This window comes from Paenibacillus enshidis (genome assembly GCF_042136365.1).
Lineage (GTDB): Bacteria > Bacillota > Bacilli > Paenibacillales > Paenibacillaceae > Paenibacillus > Paenibacillus enshidis.
The window spans coordinates 70,979-88,992 of record NZ_JBHHMI010000019.1; the positions used below are offsets into that span (position 1 = coordinate 70,979).

Sequence of the window (18,014 nt, forward strand, 5' to 3'; positions counted from 1 at the left end):
CAGCTCAGGCCTGAAATCTACCGTATCGTCGCCCTGCGTCCATCTTCGTTATGTGAAATTTCTTCCACCTTATTATATCAAATGTTGTCTGAAACATGCGGGAGAAGGCTGAGCTGTGTGCGCCTGATCTTATCCGTAGCAAAAATAAAGCCGCGATGCATCAATGCTCGCGGCTTTGGCGGGTTGTGGGGTATTATTTTTTCGAATCCAGGAGCTTGAAAATAATTTCCGCATTTTGCGTGTTGTCAATCAGTCCGGCAAACTGCTCGCTGCTCGGTCCGTAGGCGTATACAGGAACATCTTCTCCGGTATGGCCGCCTGTGGTCCAACCGGTGAACGAACGGGTGTCAAAAATCTTTTCAATCGCATTATCGATTTCAGTAGCATCCTTCGCAGCAGCGGCAGCATCCTTGACGGATTGCAGCTCTTCTTCCGTGAAGTCCAGAGATACATATTTTTTCAGCGTTTCTGCCGGATCAGCGCCTGCCGCAATTTCAGCAGCCATAAAATCTGGCGTGCGTGTAGCGGCTTTGATCGGTGTCACATCAAAGTTATACTCTCCATTCGCGCCGACAGAGAGGCCGCCGGTGGAGTGGTCCGCTGTTGCTACGACCAGCGTATTGCCGTCTTTTTTGGCAAAATCAATAGCCGCCTTGAAGGCCTTCTCGAAATCAGCCATTTCACTCATCGCGCCCACCACATCGTTATCATGTCCTGCCCAGTCGATTTGGCTGCCTTCCACCATGAGGAGGAAGCCTTCTTCGTTTTTGCTCAGACGCTCAATAGCTGCATGGGTCATCTCTTCCAGAGAAGGTGTCTCTGGTTTGCGGTCAATGGCTTTATCAAGTCCGCCATCAGCGAACAATCCCAGCAGCTGGTCATGCTTGTCATTAAGCAGTCCCTCGCGGTTAGTTACGTATCCGAAGCCGGCTTCCTGGAACTCCTTCGACAGATCGCGGTTTTCACGGACAAAGTTCGTCAGGCCGCCGCCGAGCAGCACATCGATTTTATGCTTGCCGTTGATCATTTCATCGAAATAATCGTCAGCGATGGCATCCATATTTTTGCGGCTGATATCGTGAGCGCCGAAGGCGGCAGGGGTTGCATGCGTAATTTCGGAGGTGGCGACAAGGCCAGTCGATTTGCCCAGCTCTTTTGCCCGTTCCAGAACGGTTTTCACGTCGGTTTGGTCGTTGTCGACCGCGATGGCGGCGTTGTAGGTTTTGACACCTGCCGACATGGCTGTAGCTGCTGAGGCGGAATCCGTAACGTTTTGGGACTCGTCCTCAGGGTAAGTCATTTGTGTTCCGACCAGGTATTTATCAAATTCGGTTTTTTCCATCACAGGTGTGGAAGGATCATCCTTCATATAGCGGTAAGCGGAAGTATAGGATTGTCCCATGCCGTCGCCGATCAGGAAGATCACATTTTTCACGTTGCCATTGGTATTAGCGCCGGCAGCCTCTGCACCAGGGGCCCCGGACAGAATCGTTGAAGTGCCCAGGGTCAAGCCGAGCGCAACGGGAAGCATTTTTCTCATCATTCTATTTTTCATTATTAACCCTCCCATGTTTATTTTGAATGAATACATGACAGCTTGTTCATATCAAACATTAGTTGTTTATTGTTAGAGGGGAATGGGATTTATGTAAAGTTTATGTAAATCGGCAGAACAAAAAAATCAAGATTCCAAATTCGGAACCTTGATTATGGAGAGTGCCCTATTGGATCGTTAGTGCTGGCGGCAGCTGCCGCCTATTCGAGATTGGCGTGCTTGCCGTACATGCTTACTGTTGTTTGTTTGGTTATTTCCATGATCTTCAGCACGACCGCATCACCGAACAAGAGCAAGCTCTGCTCAAAAAGGGAGCCCATCGGCTGGATGGTTTTGTATTGCGCATTCGCCGGGTCCTTCTGTGAGCCGGGAAGCGGGACCACGATATCCGCCACGGAGGCGATATAGGACTGAGGAGCGGTGGTGAGCAGGGCAACGGAAGCGCCCAGCGATTTGGCCTTGTCCGCCATGGCCGCAAGACTCCTGGTTTCACCCGAGCCGGAGCCGATGAGCAGCAGGTCCCCACGGCCGATTCCGGGCGTAACCGTCTCGCCGACGACATGACTGTTCAGGCCAATATGCATAAGCCGCATGGCGATGGATTTGACCATAAAGCCGGAACGGCCTGCGCCGGCCATGAAAATTTGCCCAGCCTCCATAATGGCGGAAGCCAGCCGGTCAGCTTCTTCACCGGAGACGGCCTCCGGCGCTCTTTCAAGCTCCTTGATGATTTCCGACAAATATTGAACCGTCTGCATGTCGGTCAGGCACCTTGATGAATCAGCTGTTTCATTTGAGCCGCAACCGCCTGTTTATCGCTTTCTCCTGTAATGCCCCCGCCTACAATGACAAGATCCGGTTGTACGGCAATCACCTCGGGCAGAGTGCCAAGCTTGATTCCGCCCGCTACCGCAGTCCTGGCATGCTTCACTACACTTTTGACTGTTTTCAGGGCTTCAAAAGGACTTTCACCTTCAGCCTGCAAATCATAGCCTGTATGCACGCAGATGTAGTCGACACCTAGAGCGTCTACTTCTTTAGCCCGCTGCTCCAGGTTTTTGACGCCGATCATGTCTACGAGGATCTTTTTCCCGCCTTGTGTTCTGGCTTCTTCAACAGCGCCCCGGATGGTTGCATCCTCGGCCACCGCCAGAATCGTCACGATGTCCGCTCCCGCTTCGGAAGCCTTCATGACCTCATACCCGCCTGCGTCCATAACCTTAAGGTCAGCCAATATTTTTAGGCCAGGAAAGGCTTCTTTCATCGCTTTTACCGCGTGCAGCCCTTCATTAATGATCACAGGAGTACCGATCTCCACCACATCTATATAAGATTCAACCTCTTTTACCAGTGCAATGCCTTGTGGAATGTCCACCAGATCCAGTGCCAATTGCAGTTCCATTCTTCTGTTCGCTCCTTTAATCGTTTTGAAGTCAGATTCATTGTACTTGCCGTCTCTTTAGAATGTAAGTACGCACTTTTTCGGAACGCAGTACCCATGAGGTAAGGCAGTTACCAGAAGGGAACCAGGGAAAAGCACCTGCAAGGCCGCTGTATATTAATCAACTTCGTTATATACTATTTTGAAAACGGCGTCATAAAATAGCTCTATCAGCCATTGTAAATAAGGAGCCGAGGAGGATTAGACATGTCCAATGAGCGTTTGTTAATCATTAATGCAGATGATTTCGGAATGTGTCATTCAACAAATCACGCTATAAGCAAGCTGCTGGCTGACGGTGTCACGGCTTCGACAAGTCTGATGGTGACTTGCCCCTGGGTGCTGGAAGCCGCCGCTTTCTTGAAACAGAACCCGAATGCGGATGTGGGGATCCATACTACATTCACGAGTGAATGGCAGCATTACAAATGGGGGCCGTTGAATACGCAGTTGTCAACCTTGACGGATCAGTTCGGATATTTTCCGGCAGATACAGCGACTGTTGTCGCGAATGCCGCCCCTGAAGAGATTCGCGAGGAAGCGGCCGCACAAATTGAATTCGCTCTGCGTTTGGGAATAGACCTTACTCACGTGGACAATCATATGGGCTCGGTATATCATGTCACTGAAATTCTGCTTGATCTGTGCGAGACATACCGGCTCCCGCTGCGGTTTTCCAAGCTAAGCGGCATGTTCTTGCAGCATCCCCGGCATAATGAGATGGTGAAGCTCGCGGAAGAGAAGGGCGTGCTGCTTCTCGATCACTTTGAAATGCTTCCTTTTTCCTCAGAAGCTGGGGAGAAGGTCCCTTATGCTTTTACGAAGGAAGCGGCAATTCATGTGATTAAAAATTTAAAGCCTGGCTTGACAGAGCTGGTTTTTCATCCATCCCGGGATACCCGGGAGTTAAAAGCAATCACGGACACATGGCCTATTCGCCGTTATGAATATGATTTGTTCCGTGATAAAGACATTATCCGGTTATTGCGGAAAGAGGATATTCGCGTGGCCACTTGGCGGGAAATTCGCGATAGACAGCGCTCGATGCAGTCCACATGAAAAAAAATAACCGGACCGGCAAGGATAAGCCCCTTTCCCGGTCCGGTTGATTTTTCAATCCGGCTGCAATAGGTATGTTGGAATTTTCATTATTCGACCTGGTTCAGATGCTGTTGGTGTTGTGTTCCCCAGTCCGCCATTTCATCCAATAGCTGCCTGACCGTCAGGCCGTACTTGGTAAAAGAATATTCGACCTTGGGCGGGACCTGGGAATGCACTTCCCGATGAATAATACCGTCCTCTTCAAGCTCGCGCAGCTGCTGGGTCAGCATTTTCTGGGTAATACCCGGCATATCCCGCCGTAATTCGCCGAATCTTTTGGCGCCATCTGTCAGATGGCAGAGAATAACCGGCTTCCATTTTCCTCCGATCACCTTAAGCGTGAGCTCTACCGCTGTTTTGAATTGTTGGTCCCCCATATCCTCCGGCCCCTTCAAAATCCTGATCATTATATTGTATACGAGGCCGTTGCAAAAATCCATTGCTGCGCATGATATCGTCCCGGATCAGTTGTCTGCGTGCTCTTCATACAGCCGTATGATCTCGAGCATCACTTCGGTTGCCTGTACCATGACATCGGCGGAGATAAATTCATATTTGCCGTGATAGTTTTCGCCGCCTGTGAAAATGTTGGGCGTCGGCAGCCCCATATAGGAGAGCTGGGAACCGTCCGTGCCGCCGCGAATGGGCTTGATTTCAGGTTCAATGTTCAAGTTGGTCATCGCCTGCTCCGCGATCTCCACAATATGCTTCACCGGCTCGATTTTTTCCCGCATGTTGAAGTATTGATCCTTGATCTCCAGCAGAACGCGTTCTTGCCCATAGACGGAGCGGGCCTCCTCTACGATTTCGGTCAACCGGGCTTTGCGGTTCTCAAACTGTTCCCGGTCAAAGTCCCGGATCAGGTAGTGCATTCGGGTCCGCTCAATATCTCCCTGAATCGACATCAGGTGGTAGAAGCCCTCGTATCCCTCCGTATGTTCCGGAGCCTCCATTGGAGGGAGCTTGGTATGGATAAACATCGCGATTTTGGCGGCATTCACCATCTTGTTCTTGGCTGTTCCGGGATGGATATTGACACCCAGGCAGGTGATTTTGGCCGCTGCGGCGTTAAAGCTTTCATATTCCAGCTCGCCAAGCGGGCCTCCGTCCATCGTGTACGCGTATTCCGCGCCGAAGGCGGCGACGTCAAAACGCTGCGGCCCTCTGCCGATTTCTTCATCGGGAGTAAAAGCGACGCGGATTTTGCCATGCTTGATTTCCGGATGGCGGATCAGGTAATCCATCGCTGTCATAATTTCGGCAATACCGGCCTTATTATCTGCTCCCAAAAGCGTAGTGCCATCTGTGGTGACCAAGGTGTGTCCTTTATAGCGGGACAAGCTTGGGAAATCCCGGGGGGACAAAATGACTTGCTCCTGCTCACTCAGCACAATATCCTGCCCATCGTAGTTTTCCACCACTTGCGGACGGACGTTCGCACCCGTAACCTCCGTCGCCGTGTCCAGATGAGCCAAAAAGCCGATGACCGGTACGGATTTGTCCGTATTGGAGGGCAGGGTGGCCATCACGTAGCCGTTCTCGTCCACGCTCACCTCCTGCATGCCTATGGCATTCAGCTCCTCCACGAGCATGCGCGCAAGGGTCATCTGACCGGGTGTCGAGGGGCAAGCATCATTCTCCTCGTTGGATTGTGTATCGACCTGAGCATAGGTGCTCAAGCGTTGAATCAGCTCTTGTTTCATAGATTCAAACTCCTTTCAAAAGGCTTATTTTGCTGATCCTAGTTTAACATGATGGGTATCGCTTTTTCTAAGTCGTAATTTTCATGTGTTTGAAAAGGGAACATATGTGCTATAATATCAGCTTATATGACAAAACCACTAAGGGAAATGCCTCGGAGGTAAGAGATGTCCACATTCAAACAATTGTTTACACTTGAATTTCTGGAAAATACGGCGGCGGTGTTCCGCACAGTCTACCCGTCCTTTGACGAAGGCCGCTTCGTAGAGCATGTCCAGGACGGAGAATGGGAGCAGGAGGAGTTCAAGCAGCGCATCCGCCATATTGCCCGCGCGCTGACGGAGGTGCTGCCGCCATCCTATCCGGAAGCGCTGGATATATTATGTGCGGCAGCACCTGATTGTAAAGGAGTCGAATATATTTTCTTTCCGGATTTTGTAGAGCTGAACGGGCTTGAGCATGAGGATCTCTCCCTGGAGGCGCTGAAGCTGCTCACCCGGTACTCGACCTCCGAGTTTGCGATTCGCGCCTTTATCGGGCGCAACCCGGAGGGGGTCATGAACCGTATGCGCATATGGGCGACGGACGGCTCGGAGCATGTGCGGCGGCTTGCAAGTGAAGGCTGCAGGCCCCGTTTGCCATGGGGAGGACAACTGAAGCAATTCATTACCGACCCAACCCCGGTCATTGAGTTGCTGGAGCTGTTGAAGAGAGACCCTTCCCTGTATGTGCGCAAAAGCGTAGCCAATAACCTGAACGATATTGCCAAGGATCACCCGGAACTGGTGTTGAACATCGCCCGTGCGTGGAAAGGGGAGCACCCTGACACGGACTGGATTGTCCGGCATGGCTGCCGCACCTTGCTCAAGAAAGGCGACCCGCAGGTGCTTGAGCTGTTTGGACTGCAAAGAGCGGATGGAGTGGAGATTCGTGATCTGCACCTTGCGCGGCCATCGATGACGGAAGGGGAGGAGCTGGAATTTTCGTTTACCGTATTCAACCCTGCCGGGCAGCCGCAGCAGCTCCGGATTGAATACGACGTCCTTTATATGAAAGCGAACGGAAGGCTTGCACCCAAGCGCTTCAAGCTTTCGGAAAAGGAATATCCTCCCGGAACCAGCCTGGTTTCCAGGCGTCATGCGATCAAGCCGATCACCACGCGGAAGCACTACCCCGGCATGCATGGGTTGGATATTATCGTAAACGGCGTAAAGCAGGCGTCGGCTGAATTCGAGCTGATCATTCCATAACCGCCTTATCCATTCAGCGCCCACACGGACACACTGCGCCCGTTTACCGGAAACTCTGCCCATCCGTTCTGGTCAATTCTGATGCTGTCATTCCGGTTGCCCGTCAGGTCGGTCCATATTTCACCTGCTCTGTTCTGGCTGACACGCATCCGCTTCTTTCCGTCTTTGCCGTTGGATATGACGACAGCCAGGCCGGAGTTTCTGATCTCAGGCGTTCCTAATCTTACCCAGCCGATGGTGTTGGGGTGATCGAAATAATCCTGCTGATCACCGTAGGCTTTCTCATAACGGGCATAGAGCAGAGGATCGATCTTATCCTGCTTGCCTTTGACAGGCTTCTCTCCGCCAATTCCGTAATAATCACCGTAGAACACACAGGGATATCCGTCTTTCCGCAGCAGCACCAGAGCATAAGCGATCTGTTTAAACCAGTCCTCCACCCAGGATTCCAGCGCCCCATTCGGCTGGGAGTCGTGATTGTCCACAAAGGTGACGGAGTTGAGGGGATGGGTGCCGACCAGTGTATCCTTGAAAATCGTGGACAGGTCAAAATCGCTTCCGGCCAGAGAAGCCCTGTGCAGCTTGTAATGAAGGGCCACGTCAAACAGATCGATTTTATAGTTGACGGCCTCCAGGAACTTCTGGCAGGCCTTTAGATCGGGTTTCCAGAACTCGCCTACAATGTAGAAGTCCTGTCCGGACTTCTTGATCATCTCCACCGCAAACTCGCGGATAAAATCGTGGTTGATATGCTTGATGGCATCCAGCCGGAACCCGTTGCATTGCAGCGTATCGATGAGCCATTTGCCCCACCGGATCATCTCTTCCCGTACAGCCGGGTTGTCGTAATCGATGTTGGCGAACATCAAATAATCGTAGTTGCCGAATTCATCGTCCACATTTCCATTCCACTGCTTGTTCTTGCCCAATATACGGTAAATGCCTGTCTTGTTCCGGCTGGCATCATAGTCGGTTCCATTGAAATGCTCGAAATTCCATTTAAACGCCGAATACCGGTCCCCACGGCCCTGGAAGGTAAACTTCGTCCAGCCTTTAATATCAAAGGGCTTGGAAATGACCTCGTTGCGGTTATTCGGATTCACCTCAACCACCTTGAATAGCTCGGTTTCATCCGCCCCCGCTTTATGGTTCATGACCAGGTCGACATAGACGGACAGACCGTGTTTGAGACAGGCGGCCATAACATTCAGCAGTTCGTTCTTGGTGCCGTATTTGGTCCTGACTGCCCCCTTCTGGTCAAATTCACCGAGGTCGTACAGATCATATACACCGTAGCCCGTATCGTCCGGAGATTGCCCTTTGGTTACAGGGGGAATCCACAAGGCATCTATCCCTATTTGCTTCAGTTTGGGTACAAGCTCAGTCAGCCGCTGCCAATGCTTCCCGTCAGCCTCTACATGCCATTCAAAAAACTGCATCATCGTATGATTTCTTTTCATGCAGGTCCCTCCCTTTGCTCTTATATAACAAGTTACCCATCAAGCAAGGCAGGCTAAACTCTTCTGCCAACAAAGAGCGTACAAAACAGCAGATGAATGGGAGCGGGCAGATGCGTTTATTTTACTGGAATGTGATACAATACAAGAGGTTGTTCAAAAAGTCATCTTTTGATCACGAAGTAAGTCAGGAAGCGGATTCGACATCGAATCTTGAATTCAGCCGGGCCTAAGCAGATGCTTCCGAAGCATGTTTCCTACGGAAACATTTCAGGTGCTCACGTACCAAAACGTACGCTCCGCTCCTCAGTCCCTAGCTTCATCCAACCTTCTCGGTGCTGAAAACCTGACTTTTTGAACACGCACTACAAGCATCGCGTGGTCATTAAAGTTAAAGCTGAACCTGTGCTTAAACGGTAAACTTTTGTGGAAAAATATAGATATCTGACAAGCTTAAGGAGGTGACCCGGAGAGCAGAAGCATTCTGCCTGGGCATGATGGAAGCAGCCGAACAGCCATTACTGAAATACTGCAATTATTGTAAGGAATACAAACCATTGGCCGGATTCCAACGCAGAACCGGCCGTAAAGCAGGCCCGCTGTCACGGCGGGGGGCATGTCTGGACTGCAGGCGCCGCAAGCAGCAGCCTGCCGGCAAAGCTTCACCTGGCAGGCTACAAACAGAAGCGGCCGAAGCCGTAACGAAGCCTTCTGCCTCAGGACACGGCGCTGCTCGTGTTCATGGCAAGCCGGCTGCCCGTGCGCTTCCGGTTCACTCGGAGAGACGGCAGCTCTCCTCCAAGGGTGGACAAACACAATTGGACCCCAGGGACCCGAAGGCATTGCGTCCAAACCGCAACGGAATGATCCGTCTGCGCGGCAAAACGGACAAAGGGCGGCGCTGGCACCAGGAGATCGACCAGGAGCTGGCGGCAACTTTGGTGAGGGAGGGTATGGCGGTGGTGGTCAATCGCTCCACGATCCGGCGTTTATACACGAACCGGGAATTCCGCCGCTATATCATGATGAGGGACAAATACACCTGTTATTTCTGCGGCGAATACGGCGACACGCTGGATCATCTTCTTCCCCGTGCCAAAGGCGGCCATACGACCCCCGTGAACTGTGTCTGCGCGTGCAATGAGTGCAACCAGTCCAAGGCCGACCGCGATGCGGATGAATTCATACAGGCGAGGGCATTGGACTAGCATGATCCAAATAACCTGATAAAAAAGCTTCCGTTCATGGTGAACAGGAAGCTTTATTTGTTCTATACGCCCGCGAATCAGTACATCTCCACCTCAAGGCCGGCTTCCTTCCAGGCTGCCGTTCCGCCTTCTATGTAAGCCACATTGGTGAAGCCCATCTGTTTCAGCAGATAAGCAGCCAGGGCAGCTTGGCCGCCTGCGCCGCAGGTGGTCAGAACGGGACGGTTGCGGTCCGCCAAACGCTCATCGCGCAGGTTTTGCGGCAGCTCCAGATCCGCGCGGATCGGAAGCATGCCGAGCGAAATGTTCGCGCTTCCGCGAATCAGGCCGCATGCACCCGCATCAGTGGCATCCTGAACGTCAATGACGAAGGTCTCCGGATTTTCTTCAATCATCTTCTTCGCTTCCTGGGAGCTTACACCTTTCACATTTGCCTGTGCTTGCTTGAGCATATCCATAAATGTCAGAGCCATTTCTTGTAGCCTCCAATTTCGATAGGATTTGGTTTTCACTTCAGCTGGTCTTTCCGGGTCATCGGAATGGCCTGCTGTATAATATTACCCACTAATGATATCTAATGATCACCAGCTTCGTCAAAAAAACAGCCTTTTCATATAAAATGTTGGGAATATTTCGGATATATCCGGCGCTTTCATGAAAATTAAGGCATAATTTATAAGATTTTTATATAAAACTAAAAATTTTTTCGACGCTGGGCTTGTGAAAGGTGTAATATAGAGCTATAGGATTCCGTTTCGGCCTGTTTGATTCACGAACATGAAATGCGTGGTCATTGCAGCAGCAAAAACACCGAAGACCGAGGCAAGGCACCCATACATTCATCCGGCCCCGTCCGATAAGAAGACGCTTTTGGGCGGCGCGGGTTTTTTCAATATGTCATGGATTTTGTTTGACCGGGATTCGTTGAGCCGTTTATTGCAAGCAGGTAACGAGAGAGGAATGGACTTCTATTTTTAGAGTAAAGGAGGACGTTCACGTCATGTCAGAAAATCAACAAGAGGTGGCAGCTACACAGGAAGCTACTATGGAGTCCCGCGATGTGCTGGACCAATTGATGAAGCCGGAGGTTCAACAATCGTTGACCGTTCTGGTAGAAAATCTGCCAAAGCTGACCGAGATGGTCACAGTTATGACTGGCGCCTATGATGTAGCGCGCAGCCTCGCAACAGACCCTGTATTTATCGGGGATATGAAAAACTCCATGACCGAGTTTGTGAAGCCTGTAACAGAATCGGCCAAAGGCATTGCTTCCGCTGCTATTGAAGCGGGTGACCGTGTGCAAACCGAGTCTGGAACGGTCGGGCTGTTTGCTATGCTTAAAATGCTCAAGGACCCGAATGTGCAAAAGGGCTTGCGTTATGCACAGGCTTTCTTTGACGTTTTAAACGAGCGCCAGGCGCAAAATAAATAACAGCTGACTAATCGTTAGGTAACAGGTAGAACAAGAACGGAGGATGGACATGTCGAAGCAAATATTGATTCTTGGCGGTGGATACGGTGGCTTGCTGGCCGCTTTGACGGCTCGTGAACATATGAGCCCGCAGGAAGCTACGATTACTGTAGTTAACCGCTATGCGACACACCAAATTATTACTGAACTGCACCGGCTGGCTGCAGGCACCATCAGCGAGAAAGCTGTGGCTCTGCCGCTGGAGAAGCTGCTGCGCAACAAGAATATCACCCTGAAGGTGGATACGGTAAGCGAAATCAAGCCTGCGGAGCAAAAAGTAGCTCTGGCAAGCGGTGCAACGCTCAGCTATGATGCGCTTGTTATCGCCCTGGGCAGCCAAACCGCCTATTTCGGAATTCCGGGACTGGAGCAGTACAGCCTGACGCTGAAATCTGTGGATGAAGCGAACAAAATTCGTGCGCATGTGGAAGCACGTCTGGATGCTTACAAGAAATCCGGCAATCCGGCGGATGCCACCATCGTCATCGGCGGCGGCGGTCTGACAGGGGTCGAGCTGGTCGGCGAATATGCGGATAAGCTGCCTGAAGTATGCCGTGCGAAAGGCATCAACTACAATGATATCAAACTGTACTGCGTTGAAGCGGGTCCTTCCATTCTGGCAGGCTTTGCCCAGCCGTTGGTTGACCGTGCGGTAACCAGTCTGGAAAAACGCGGCGTTGAGTTTATCACCGGCGTTGCAATCACAGAAATGAAGGCTGACGAAGTTCTTCTGAAAGACGGACGTGCCATCAAGACGAGCACCCTGATCTGGACGGGCGGCGTTCAAGGCAATGTACTGGTAGGAGCATCCGGTATCGACGTGGATCGCGGACGCGCTACAGTTACTGGCACACTGCAGTCCACTTCCCACGAAAACATCTTCCTCGCTGGCGACAGCGCGGTTGTATTCCCTGGTGAAGGACAGCGTCCATACCCTCCAACGGCACAGCTGGCTTGGCAGATGGGCGAGACGGTTGGCTACAACATTTTCGCATTGTTCAATGGGCATCAAATGGAAGCCTTCACCCCTGTATTCTCCGGAACGCTGGGAAGCCTGGGCAGAACGGACGCCATCGGTACCGTGGGTGCGAACCAGACCCAACTGAAAGGCGCAGTAGCGACCTTGATGAAGGAAGGAAGCAACATACGCTACCTGTCCCACATCAAAGGTTTGTTTGCATTGGCCTATTAAAATTTAATCTTTATTCAGGGAACCCGCATCTGTTTCAGGATGCGGGTTCCCTTTTTTAATACGCTGTTAAGTGTCGCGAGAGTGCAGGAACTGGATTTAATAGTGTGAATATGGTACGCTTTAACAAGCGAATATTTATTTTCTACGGAGGAACCGTGCCTAATTTTTATTAAGCATGGTTTTTTTATTGGAGGGGTTAGAACATTGGAATATTCGGTGGAAAGTATCTCGGAACAAATAAGGAACAGGGTTGATGCGAGGTTTCCAGTATTGTTGGCTAATTTAGCAGAAGAGCTGGCATATGACTTCATGTTTGCGCCTAAATATAAAATCACTCACAGCTATGATCCTCTATGGGATTGTTCGGGCATGCTGACTCAGACCAATGAATCATTTTCAATGGATGATTATGATAGTGTTGAAGACTTTTTTGATGAGTATACAGGTCAATCTACAGCCAGCTATATAAGCGGCATCGGTTTTTTACATAATAGATTTGAGGGAAAGTACGAAGATATGATCAGAGAATTTGTTTTTGAATGCTACGTTGAGGTTCTGTCTGAAATAGATGCTAACTTGCTTGTTCAACAGTTGTTGGAAAATGGACATGATATCAAGGAAGTAGATACAAATGACATTGTACAGGCGGTCACGGATCATGAACTTTTTGAAGAGCCATTCTGGTATCATTACGAAATTATTGAGCGTGTGAAGCCGCTTAGTCTCAAAAAGATGATTGCTCGTGGTAAAAATGAAGCTATAAAAAAATATCACCATCAATTGGTAAAAAGGGTGGAAGAAGAGCAGAAAATAAGTTTTGAAAAGAGAGCTGCACAGAAACTTTGGAATAAAATTCAGAAACTATTCAGATTGCAAAAGGGATATCCACTCCCAAAAATTGAAATGAAGGATTATGAAATGTTTCAGGAATTTTTGGACCATAACCGGGTATCGATCGAAGAAAGGATCATGTTAGCTAAATATAAGGGCGATAGATTTTCCAACAAAGTGTGCATGTGTTTAAGGAATGAACAAGGGCCGGAGTGAGAAATTCACTCCGGCCTTTGCCGTCTGAAAATAATTAATTGATATTATCCAGTTTGTTGCCGTCATTTTTATCGTAGACGGTTCCGCTAATATCGGCATCGCTGTATTCGTCCTCAATAGCTTCTACGACACCATCCTTGAAGTCGTTACGATGGGAAGTGCTCAGACTATTCCAGTCGTCCTTGTTAACGTAGACTTTTACGGTTACTTTGTCTTCGTCACCGGTCAGTTTGATGTCGAATTTAACATTTTTCCAGTTAGCGAAATCATCCTGGATGTCATCCTCAAGGTCGCTAATGTCCACACCGGAGGACTTCTCGCTCAGCGATGCGGTGCCCGAGCTTCTTACGGAGATGTCAGCCAAGGTGCTTCCACCGTCGTCATCACGTACGGAACCGGAGATCGAGGCATCTTTGTATTTGTCACGGATATCGTCAACCATGTCCTGGATCAGATTGGTTTTCTTGCTGCTGGACAATTTGTTCCATCCAGTCTTGGACACATTTACACGAAGTGTAACTTTGTCGGAGTTACCGCTTAATTTAATCTCGGCCTTCGTGCTTTCATAATTGCCGTAATCATCATTCAGGTCATCTTCCAGATCGCCGAGGCTGGAGCTGTTGTTATTCTTGGTGTTATTGTCAATCTGTGTTTGCAGAGCTGCTTTGTCCTTTTGCAGCTGGGCAATGGTGGCATCCTTGGTTGCTGCTTCGGACTTGGCCGTAGCAAGCTGCTGGTTCAAGGAATTGATTTGGTTGTTCAGTGCTGTAATCGTAGATGGATCCACCGGAGCCTGATTATCCTCAATCACAACGCGTTTGTTGTTACCGTCCCAGGTAACTTTCTTATCCAGAGCTGTACCAACCATGCGAAGCGGCAGGTAAGTCGTTCCATTAATCATGAAAGGCTCTGTGGATGCGTCAGACGGCACTGTGTTGCCGTTGTAAACGATGGCAATGTTGTTATACACCGCTTTGATGGTTTTGGTAGCTTGTGCGGCATATGTAGGCTGCGTTAATAGCGCTCCGGATACGGCCAAGGCCGACACCGCGGCAATAATGACGGGTTTCTTGAATTTCATGCGTTTGTCTGCTCCTTTTTCTTAAAATGGATGTCCGCTGACGGAGCGGAAGACCCGATTCCCAATCCAGCAAAGGATGGGTAACGGTAAACATACTACTAGAGTAACATTATTAAAAGAAAGAAAACAACATCAGTAATGTAACCTGTTGCCAAAATCTTTCTTCTACATGTTAGACGCATCAAGGCAGTAATAGGTTGCTGTTCAAAGCATAATTTTAATTTTTTTTCGGAAAAATCTCCCCTTCACCAAGTCTGGATTCCCCCCCCCAGAGATTTTAACAATTTTCAAAAAACGTTGGCATAATAGTTGACATAATAAAACAAAGGTTTTAATATTCGATAATGATAATCATTATCATTAAAAATATGCGTATGGAGGTGTCCCAATAAACATAGGAGATTGCAGACGTATTTTTCTAAAATCTTGATTTTCGAATGGGAGGAAATGCAAAAAAACGTTAAACATTATTAAAATTAAAGGAGCTTGATTGAAATTGGGGAAAATATATATAGATAAATGCAATAAAATGGTTAAAATGATTGCCGTTGCATCTTTGCTGGTAAGCGGGCTGTCCGGGCTGAGGTCGGTTCATGCGGCAGGAGGAGGGAAACTGGAAGCACTGGGCAGCAGGATACTGCCAGCTAGCGGAAGCGGATTCATGCATTCTATTAAAGTAACGATTCCGGCATACACCGTGCTTGGGGGTGGAGACCAGCTGTACATCACGCTTCCCGGGGGAATGGATTTGTCGACAGACTCCAATGGCTATGTAATAGATCCTATGGATGACAGCGGTTCGAATCGGATATACATATTGGGCAGTTCCAATCCGCTCAGGGATTTAAACGGCTCAGCTCCGGGCGCACCTACCATCGAGGTGGTAAAAGCGGACGAGGATGGCTTCCTGCTGGAGATACCGGACAGAGGAGAGAGTTATACACTGGAGGAAGAGGCCTCCTTTCTGGTTCAGCTGGGTGATGTTACCTGGGAGGATATGGACGAGGGGCCGGTGGAGGTTGCGTTTACAGCTCCTGGTCATAGCGCTTTTCCGGCAGGTAAAGTCTCGATAGCTACAGTAGGCGGCGGCACGGTTGCGGTCACCGCTGGCTCCAAGAAAGGAACGGACAGTGATTACTCCTTCAGTCTCACTTTAAAGGAGGCATCCGCCGGGGCGCTTGAGCCGATGAATGAAAGCGTTAAAGTTAAATTGCCGGCAGGTTATAAATGGAACCTGAATGACAGTGTCCGAAAAGTGGAATATGGGTCGACTTATGGACAAGACATGTACTTCCGGCTCACCTCCACGGACGACGAACTGACGGTAGACGTTCTAGGCACGACCTGGGAGGATGAGGATGGAGACGGCAGTATGCAGCCCGTGGAAGTCACTGGGGCAACCTATGAGATGAGCAAATGGACTTTGAGCGGTTTAAAATTTACATTAACCAAGCCTGAAAATGCTGCTGACGGAAATATAACAGCCCAAATTAGCGGTGAAGCCGATCTGGATGTAACGGAACTGGTTGTAGGCAGACATGCGCAGTACGGGGTTACGGTGAGTGCGGAAGCGGAGCAGCTGCCTACCCTCTATTCTGGACGTAAGGAACAGCGGATTTCAGACATTCTCATAAAAGAAGCGCTGTATGGAACGCTGCCCGCAGGCCGTACCCTCACCTTAACTCTTCCCGAAGGTGTGGCGTTTCAGCCGGTTTATGCGGGCAGTTCGGAAAGTCCCGCCGGAGAAACCGAGAATAAGGAGGATTTGGAGCTTGCATTTGTTCGATATACCGGAACTGATGACCGGACAGCCGTATTTGAAATAACCAAAGCAACAACATCCAGTCCCGGGACGTTTTCGCTGCAGGAAATGGATGTCGTTACTGCGCCCGATTTTGCTGGAGATTTGACGATTGAAATTGGCGGCAGTGCAGGCGCCAAAGGAAGTGTTAAAGTTGCGGATGTTCATGCAGGGCTGGCCGTTTCGGCTGCTTCCGTTCCAGAGGTGACCATCGGACGATCAGGCCAGCAGGCTGCCGATTTCAGTCTGGCGGAAGCTGTTGCCGGCGGCTTGAAAGATGGCGAGCTGGTCACACTTACACTTCCTGAAGGAGTGACGTTTATAGCGACACCTACTGTTGATGTGTATCAAGGGGATTTGCAATTTGAACCGTTGAAGCTGTTAAATAACGGTCAGTCGATCGCTTTTACAATTACAGGCGAGAGTGATGAAATCACCACCCTTCAATTCAAGGATGTCATATTAACGATCGACCGGGCGGTTGCCGCAGGGGAAATCGAGTTGAAGGTGGCCCGGACGACCGAAGTGAGCAGCTACACGCCGTTTCATAATCTGGGGAAAGAAGTAAGGGTCCCGCTGGCGCAGGTGGCCACTCCGGCTGCGGAAGAGATCATAAGCCATTCCAGCTTTAAGGTCGGAGAAACGGTATACATGGTGAATGGTGCGGAAAAGACAGCGGACGTCGCGCCGTATATTCATGAAGGACGGACATATCTGGCGCTTCGTTATGTAGCCAATGCTCTTGATGTATCAGATAACAACGTGTTATGGGACGCCAAAACCCAAACCGTCACCTTAATCAAAGGGGAACGGATCGTACAACTGCAGGTTGGCAGCACTACAGCTTCCATTAATGGCGTTCAAATCTCATTAGATGTGCCCGTAACCATCAACAATGGAAGGGTGTTTCTTCCCCTACGGTCCACCTCTTTGAGTATGGGAGCTGCTGTAGAGTGGCATGACACATCCAGAGAAGCCAGAGTTGTCAAGAGTTCATGACTTATTCGCCGCCCGGTAAAGGAATGTTCTGATCTTATTTCAAAAAGTATGCAAAAAGTATGCATGAATTCGGTAATCGGGAGCATATTATTATAGGTCTATATACGCCAAGGGAGGGGATTCCCATGTATAAACGCCATGTTCCCGAGCCTATTCCGGAAGAAAATACGGAGGTGTGGTCCTGCACCAACAATGACTGCAACGGGTGGATGCGTACGGGGTTTACGTTCAGCGGTGAGCCAAGCTGTCCTTTATGTGACTCGTCCATGAGTCAGGAGATCAGAATGCTGCCGATTTTGAATGCCGCAGGCAGCTCTTTCCCAGGCACACGCTCCTGACAGCGGGGTTGAATTGGCAGCAGGAGAGGAACACTATGCGAATTGCCGATTGCACCGTCAAATGATACTGTGCTAAATTGTAATTAATTATGTTAAGGAGGTGATGGTAGGTGAATTTCGAGATGGTGAACAACCGTATTAGCCAGCTCCCGATTGCGATGGCTGGCATTGTACATGCATTTTCCGTCAACGGGAGAAGTCTGTCCATTTTTAACTATACGGAAGTAACTATTGCGAGAAGACGCCTACCTTAACCGAACGGATTGCTTTATCCGAAAGGGCTGCGGGCATATTCCGAGGCCACTGAAAAAGTCCATTTGAAACGAAAGAGGTACAGCCCTCAAAAAAGTTGAGGAGGCTGTACCTCTTTTC

17 protein-coding genes are annotated in these 18,014 nt (G+C 49.8%); 9 read left to right on the forward strand and 8 right to left on the reverse strand.

All coding sequences use genetic code 11. The annotated features are described in order from the left end of the window. Positions 1-193: 193 nt before the first annotated feature. The 3 genes from ACE41H_RS18540 to hxlA all read right to left on the reverse strand — a co-directional run bounded on the left by ACE41H_RS18540 (position 194) and on the right by hxlA (position 2,957). Positions 194-1,555, reverse strand: coding sequence for an alkaline phosphatase (locus ACE41H_RS18540; protein ID WP_375357038.1), 1,362 nt, complete (start codon positions 1,553-1,555; stop codon positions 194-196). A 200-nt stretch (positions 1,556-1,755) separates the two neighbouring features. Further along, positions 1,756-2,313: a 6-phospho-3-hexuloisomerase gene (hxlB, locus tag ACE41H_RS18545; protein ID WP_375357039.1), complete on the reverse strand. Its 558-nt coding sequence runs from the start codon at positions 2,311-2,313 to the stop codon at positions 1,756-1,758. A 5-nt stretch (positions 2,314-2,318) separates the two neighbouring features. Beyond that, the gene (hxlA, locus tag ACE41H_RS18550; protein WP_375357040.1) at positions 2,319-2,957 is read right to left on the reverse strand and encodes a 3-hexulose-6-phosphate synthase; all 639 of its coding nucleotides are present in this window, start codon (positions 2,955-2,957) and stop codon (positions 2,319-2,321) included. Positions 2,958-3,203: 246 nt separating this feature from the next. Between hxlA and ACE41H_RS18555 the strand changes: the two genes are divergently transcribed. Continuing rightward, positions 3,204-4,055, forward strand: coding sequence for a polysaccharide deacetylase family protein (locus ACE41H_RS18555; protein WP_375357041.1), 852 nt, complete (start codon positions 3,204-3,206; stop codon positions 4,053-4,055). Between the two features lie 89 nt (positions 4,056-4,144). On the opposite strand, the gene ACE41H_RS18560 is transcribed toward ACE41H_RS18555, so the two are convergent. Both ACE41H_RS18560 and pepT read right to left on the reverse strand, forming a co-directional pair. Beyond that, positions 4,145-4,474 (reverse strand): winged helix-turn-helix transcriptional regulator, encoded by a 330-nt coding sequence (locus tag ACE41H_RS18560; RefSeq protein ID WP_375357043.1) that lies wholly within the window; start codon positions 4,472-4,474, stop codon positions 4,145-4,147. A gap of 87 nt (positions 4,475-4,561) precedes the next feature. Then, on the reverse strand, positions 4,562-5,800 hold the full coding sequence (pepT, locus tag ACE41H_RS18565) for a peptidase T (RefSeq protein WP_375357044.1): 1,239 nt from the start codon (positions 5,798-5,800) through the stop codon (positions 4,562-4,564). A 165-nt stretch (positions 5,801-5,965) separates the two neighbouring features. On the opposite strand from pepT, the gene ACE41H_RS18570 reads away from it, so the two are divergent. Further along, positions 5,966-7,048, forward strand: coding sequence for a DNA alkylation repair protein (locus tag ACE41H_RS18570; RefSeq protein WP_375357045.1), 1,083 nt, complete (start codon positions 5,966-5,968; stop codon positions 7,046-7,048). A gap of 5 nt (positions 7,049-7,053) precedes the next feature. On the opposite strand, the gene ACE41H_RS18575 is transcribed toward ACE41H_RS18570, so the two are convergent. Further along, complete coding sequence (locus ACE41H_RS18575; protein WP_375357046.1) at positions 7,054-8,508, reverse strand: alpha-amylase; 1,455 nt, start codon at positions 8,506-8,508, stop codon at positions 7,054-7,056. 491 nt (positions 8,509-8,999) lie between these two features. Between ACE41H_RS18575 and ACE41H_RS18580 the strand changes: the two genes are divergently transcribed. Next, entirely contained in the window at positions 9,000-9,713 is a 714-nt protein-coding gene (locus tag ACE41H_RS18580; RefSeq protein ID WP_375357058.1) for an HNH endonuclease, read from the forward strand. Positions 9,714-9,790: 77 nt separating this feature from the next. Here ACE41H_RS18580 and ACE41H_RS18585 read toward each other — a convergent pair whose 3' ends face one another. Then, positions 9,791-10,186: a rhodanese-like domain-containing protein gene (locus tag ACE41H_RS18585; protein WP_375357047.1), complete on the reverse strand. Its 396-nt coding sequence runs from the start codon at positions 10,184-10,186 to the stop codon at positions 9,791-9,793. A gap of 527 nt (positions 10,187-10,713) precedes the next feature. Here ACE41H_RS18585 and ACE41H_RS18590 point away from each other — a divergent pair. The 3 genes from ACE41H_RS18590 (at position 10,714) to ACE41H_RS18600 (ending at position 13,423) form a co-directional block, all read left to right on the forward strand. After that, positions 10,714-11,145, forward strand: a complete 432-nt coding sequence (locus ACE41H_RS18590) for a DUF1641 domain-containing protein (RefSeq protein ID WP_375357048.1) — start codon at positions 10,714-10,716, stop codon at positions 11,143-11,145. Between the two features lie 49 nt (positions 11,146-11,194). Then, entirely contained in the window at positions 11,195-12,376 is a 1,182-nt protein-coding gene (locus tag ACE41H_RS18595; RefSeq protein WP_375357049.1) for an NAD(P)/FAD-dependent oxidoreductase, read from the forward strand. A gap of 204 nt (positions 12,377-12,580) precedes the next feature. Beyond that, on the forward strand, positions 12,581-13,423 hold the full coding sequence (locus tag ACE41H_RS18600) for a hypothetical protein (protein ID WP_375357050.1): 843 nt from the start codon (positions 12,581-12,583) through the stop codon (positions 13,421-13,423). Between the two features lie 34 nt (positions 13,424-13,457). Here the strand turns inward: ACE41H_RS18600 and ACE41H_RS18605 are convergent, their stop codons facing one another. Then, a complete protein-coding gene (locus ACE41H_RS18605; RefSeq protein ID WP_375357052.1) occupies positions 13,458-14,504 on the reverse strand; it encodes a stalk domain-containing protein in 1,047 nt (348 codons plus the stop codon). 496 nt (positions 14,505-15,000) lie between these two features. On the opposite strand from ACE41H_RS18605, the gene ACE41H_RS18610 reads away from it, so the two are divergent. The 3 genes from ACE41H_RS18610 to ACE41H_RS18620 all read left to right on the forward strand — a co-directional run bounded on the left by ACE41H_RS18610 (position 15,001) and on the right by ACE41H_RS18620 (position 17,896). Beyond that, a complete protein-coding gene (locus tag ACE41H_RS18610) occupies positions 15,001-17,304 on the forward strand; it encodes a copper amine oxidase N-terminal domain-containing protein (RefSeq protein ID WP_375357053.1) in 2,304 nt (767 codons plus the stop codon). A 125-nt stretch (positions 17,305-17,429) separates the two neighbouring features. Beyond that, positions 17,430-17,642 carry a cold-shock protein gene (locus tag ACE41H_RS18615; protein WP_375357054.1) on the forward strand — a complete coding sequence of 71 codons (213 nt, stop codon included), beginning with the start codon at positions 17,430-17,432 and terminating at the stop codon, positions 17,640-17,642. A gap of 110 nt (positions 17,643-17,752) precedes the next feature. Next, positions 17,753-17,896 carry an RAxF-45 family protein gene (locus ACE41H_RS18620; protein WP_375357055.1) on the forward strand — a complete coding sequence of 48 codons (144 nt, stop codon included), beginning with the start codon at positions 17,753-17,755 and terminating at the stop codon, positions 17,894-17,896. Positions 17,897-18,014: the final 118 nt, after the last annotated feature.

Bases quoted from the DNA above. Each gene is read 5' to 3' on its own strand.
- ACE41H_RS18540 (WP_375357038.1), bottom strand. From the start codon at position 1,555: ATGAAAAATAGAATGATGAGAAAAATGCTTCCCGTTGCGCTCGGCTTG.
- hxlB (WP_375357039.1), bottom strand. From the start codon at position 2,313: ATGCAGACGGTTCAATATTTGTCGGAAATCATCAAGGAGCTTGAAAGA.
- hxlA (WP_375357040.1), bottom strand. From the start codon at position 2,957: ATGGAACTGCAATTGGCACTGGATCTGGTGGACATTCCACAAGGCATT.
- ACE41H_RS18555 (WP_375357041.1), top strand. From the start codon at position 3,204: ATGTCCAATGAGCGTTTGTTAATCATTAATGCAGATGATTTCGGAATG.
- ACE41H_RS18560 (WP_375357043.1), bottom strand. From the start codon at position 4,474: ATGGGGGACCAACAATTCAAAACAGCGGTAGAGCTCACGCTTAAGGTG.
- pepT (WP_375357044.1), bottom strand. From the start codon at position 5,800: ATGAAACAAGAGCTGATTCAACGCTTGAGCACCTATGCTCAGGTCGAT.
- ACE41H_RS18570 (WP_375357045.1), top strand. From the start codon at position 5,966: ATGTCCACATTCAAACAATTGTTTACACTTGAATTTCTGGAAAATACG.
- ACE41H_RS18575 (WP_375357046.1), bottom strand. From the start codon at position 8,508: ATGAAAAGAAATCATACGATGATGCAGTTTTTTGAATGGCATGTAGAG.
- ACE41H_RS18580 (WP_375357058.1), top strand. From the start codon at position 9,000: ATGATGGAAGCAGCCGAACAGCCATTACTGAAATACTGCAATTATTGT.
- ACE41H_RS18585 (WP_375357047.1), bottom strand. From the start codon at position 10,186: ATGGCTCTGACATTTATGGATATGCTCAAGCAAGCACAGGCAAATGTG.
- ACE41H_RS18590 (WP_375357048.1), top strand. From the start codon at position 10,714: ATGTCAGAAAATCAACAAGAGGTGGCAGCTACACAGGAAGCTACTATG.
- ACE41H_RS18595 (WP_375357049.1), top strand. From the start codon at position 11,195: ATGTCGAAGCAAATATTGATTCTTGGCGGTGGATACGGTGGCTTGCTG.
- ACE41H_RS18605 (WP_375357052.1), bottom strand. From the start codon at position 14,504: ATGAAATTCAAGAAACCCGTCATTATTGCCGCGGTGTCGGCCTTGGCC.
- ACE41H_RS18615 (WP_375357054.1), top strand. From the start codon at position 17,430: ATGTATAAACGCCATGTTCCCGAGCCTATTCCGGAAGAAAATACGGAG.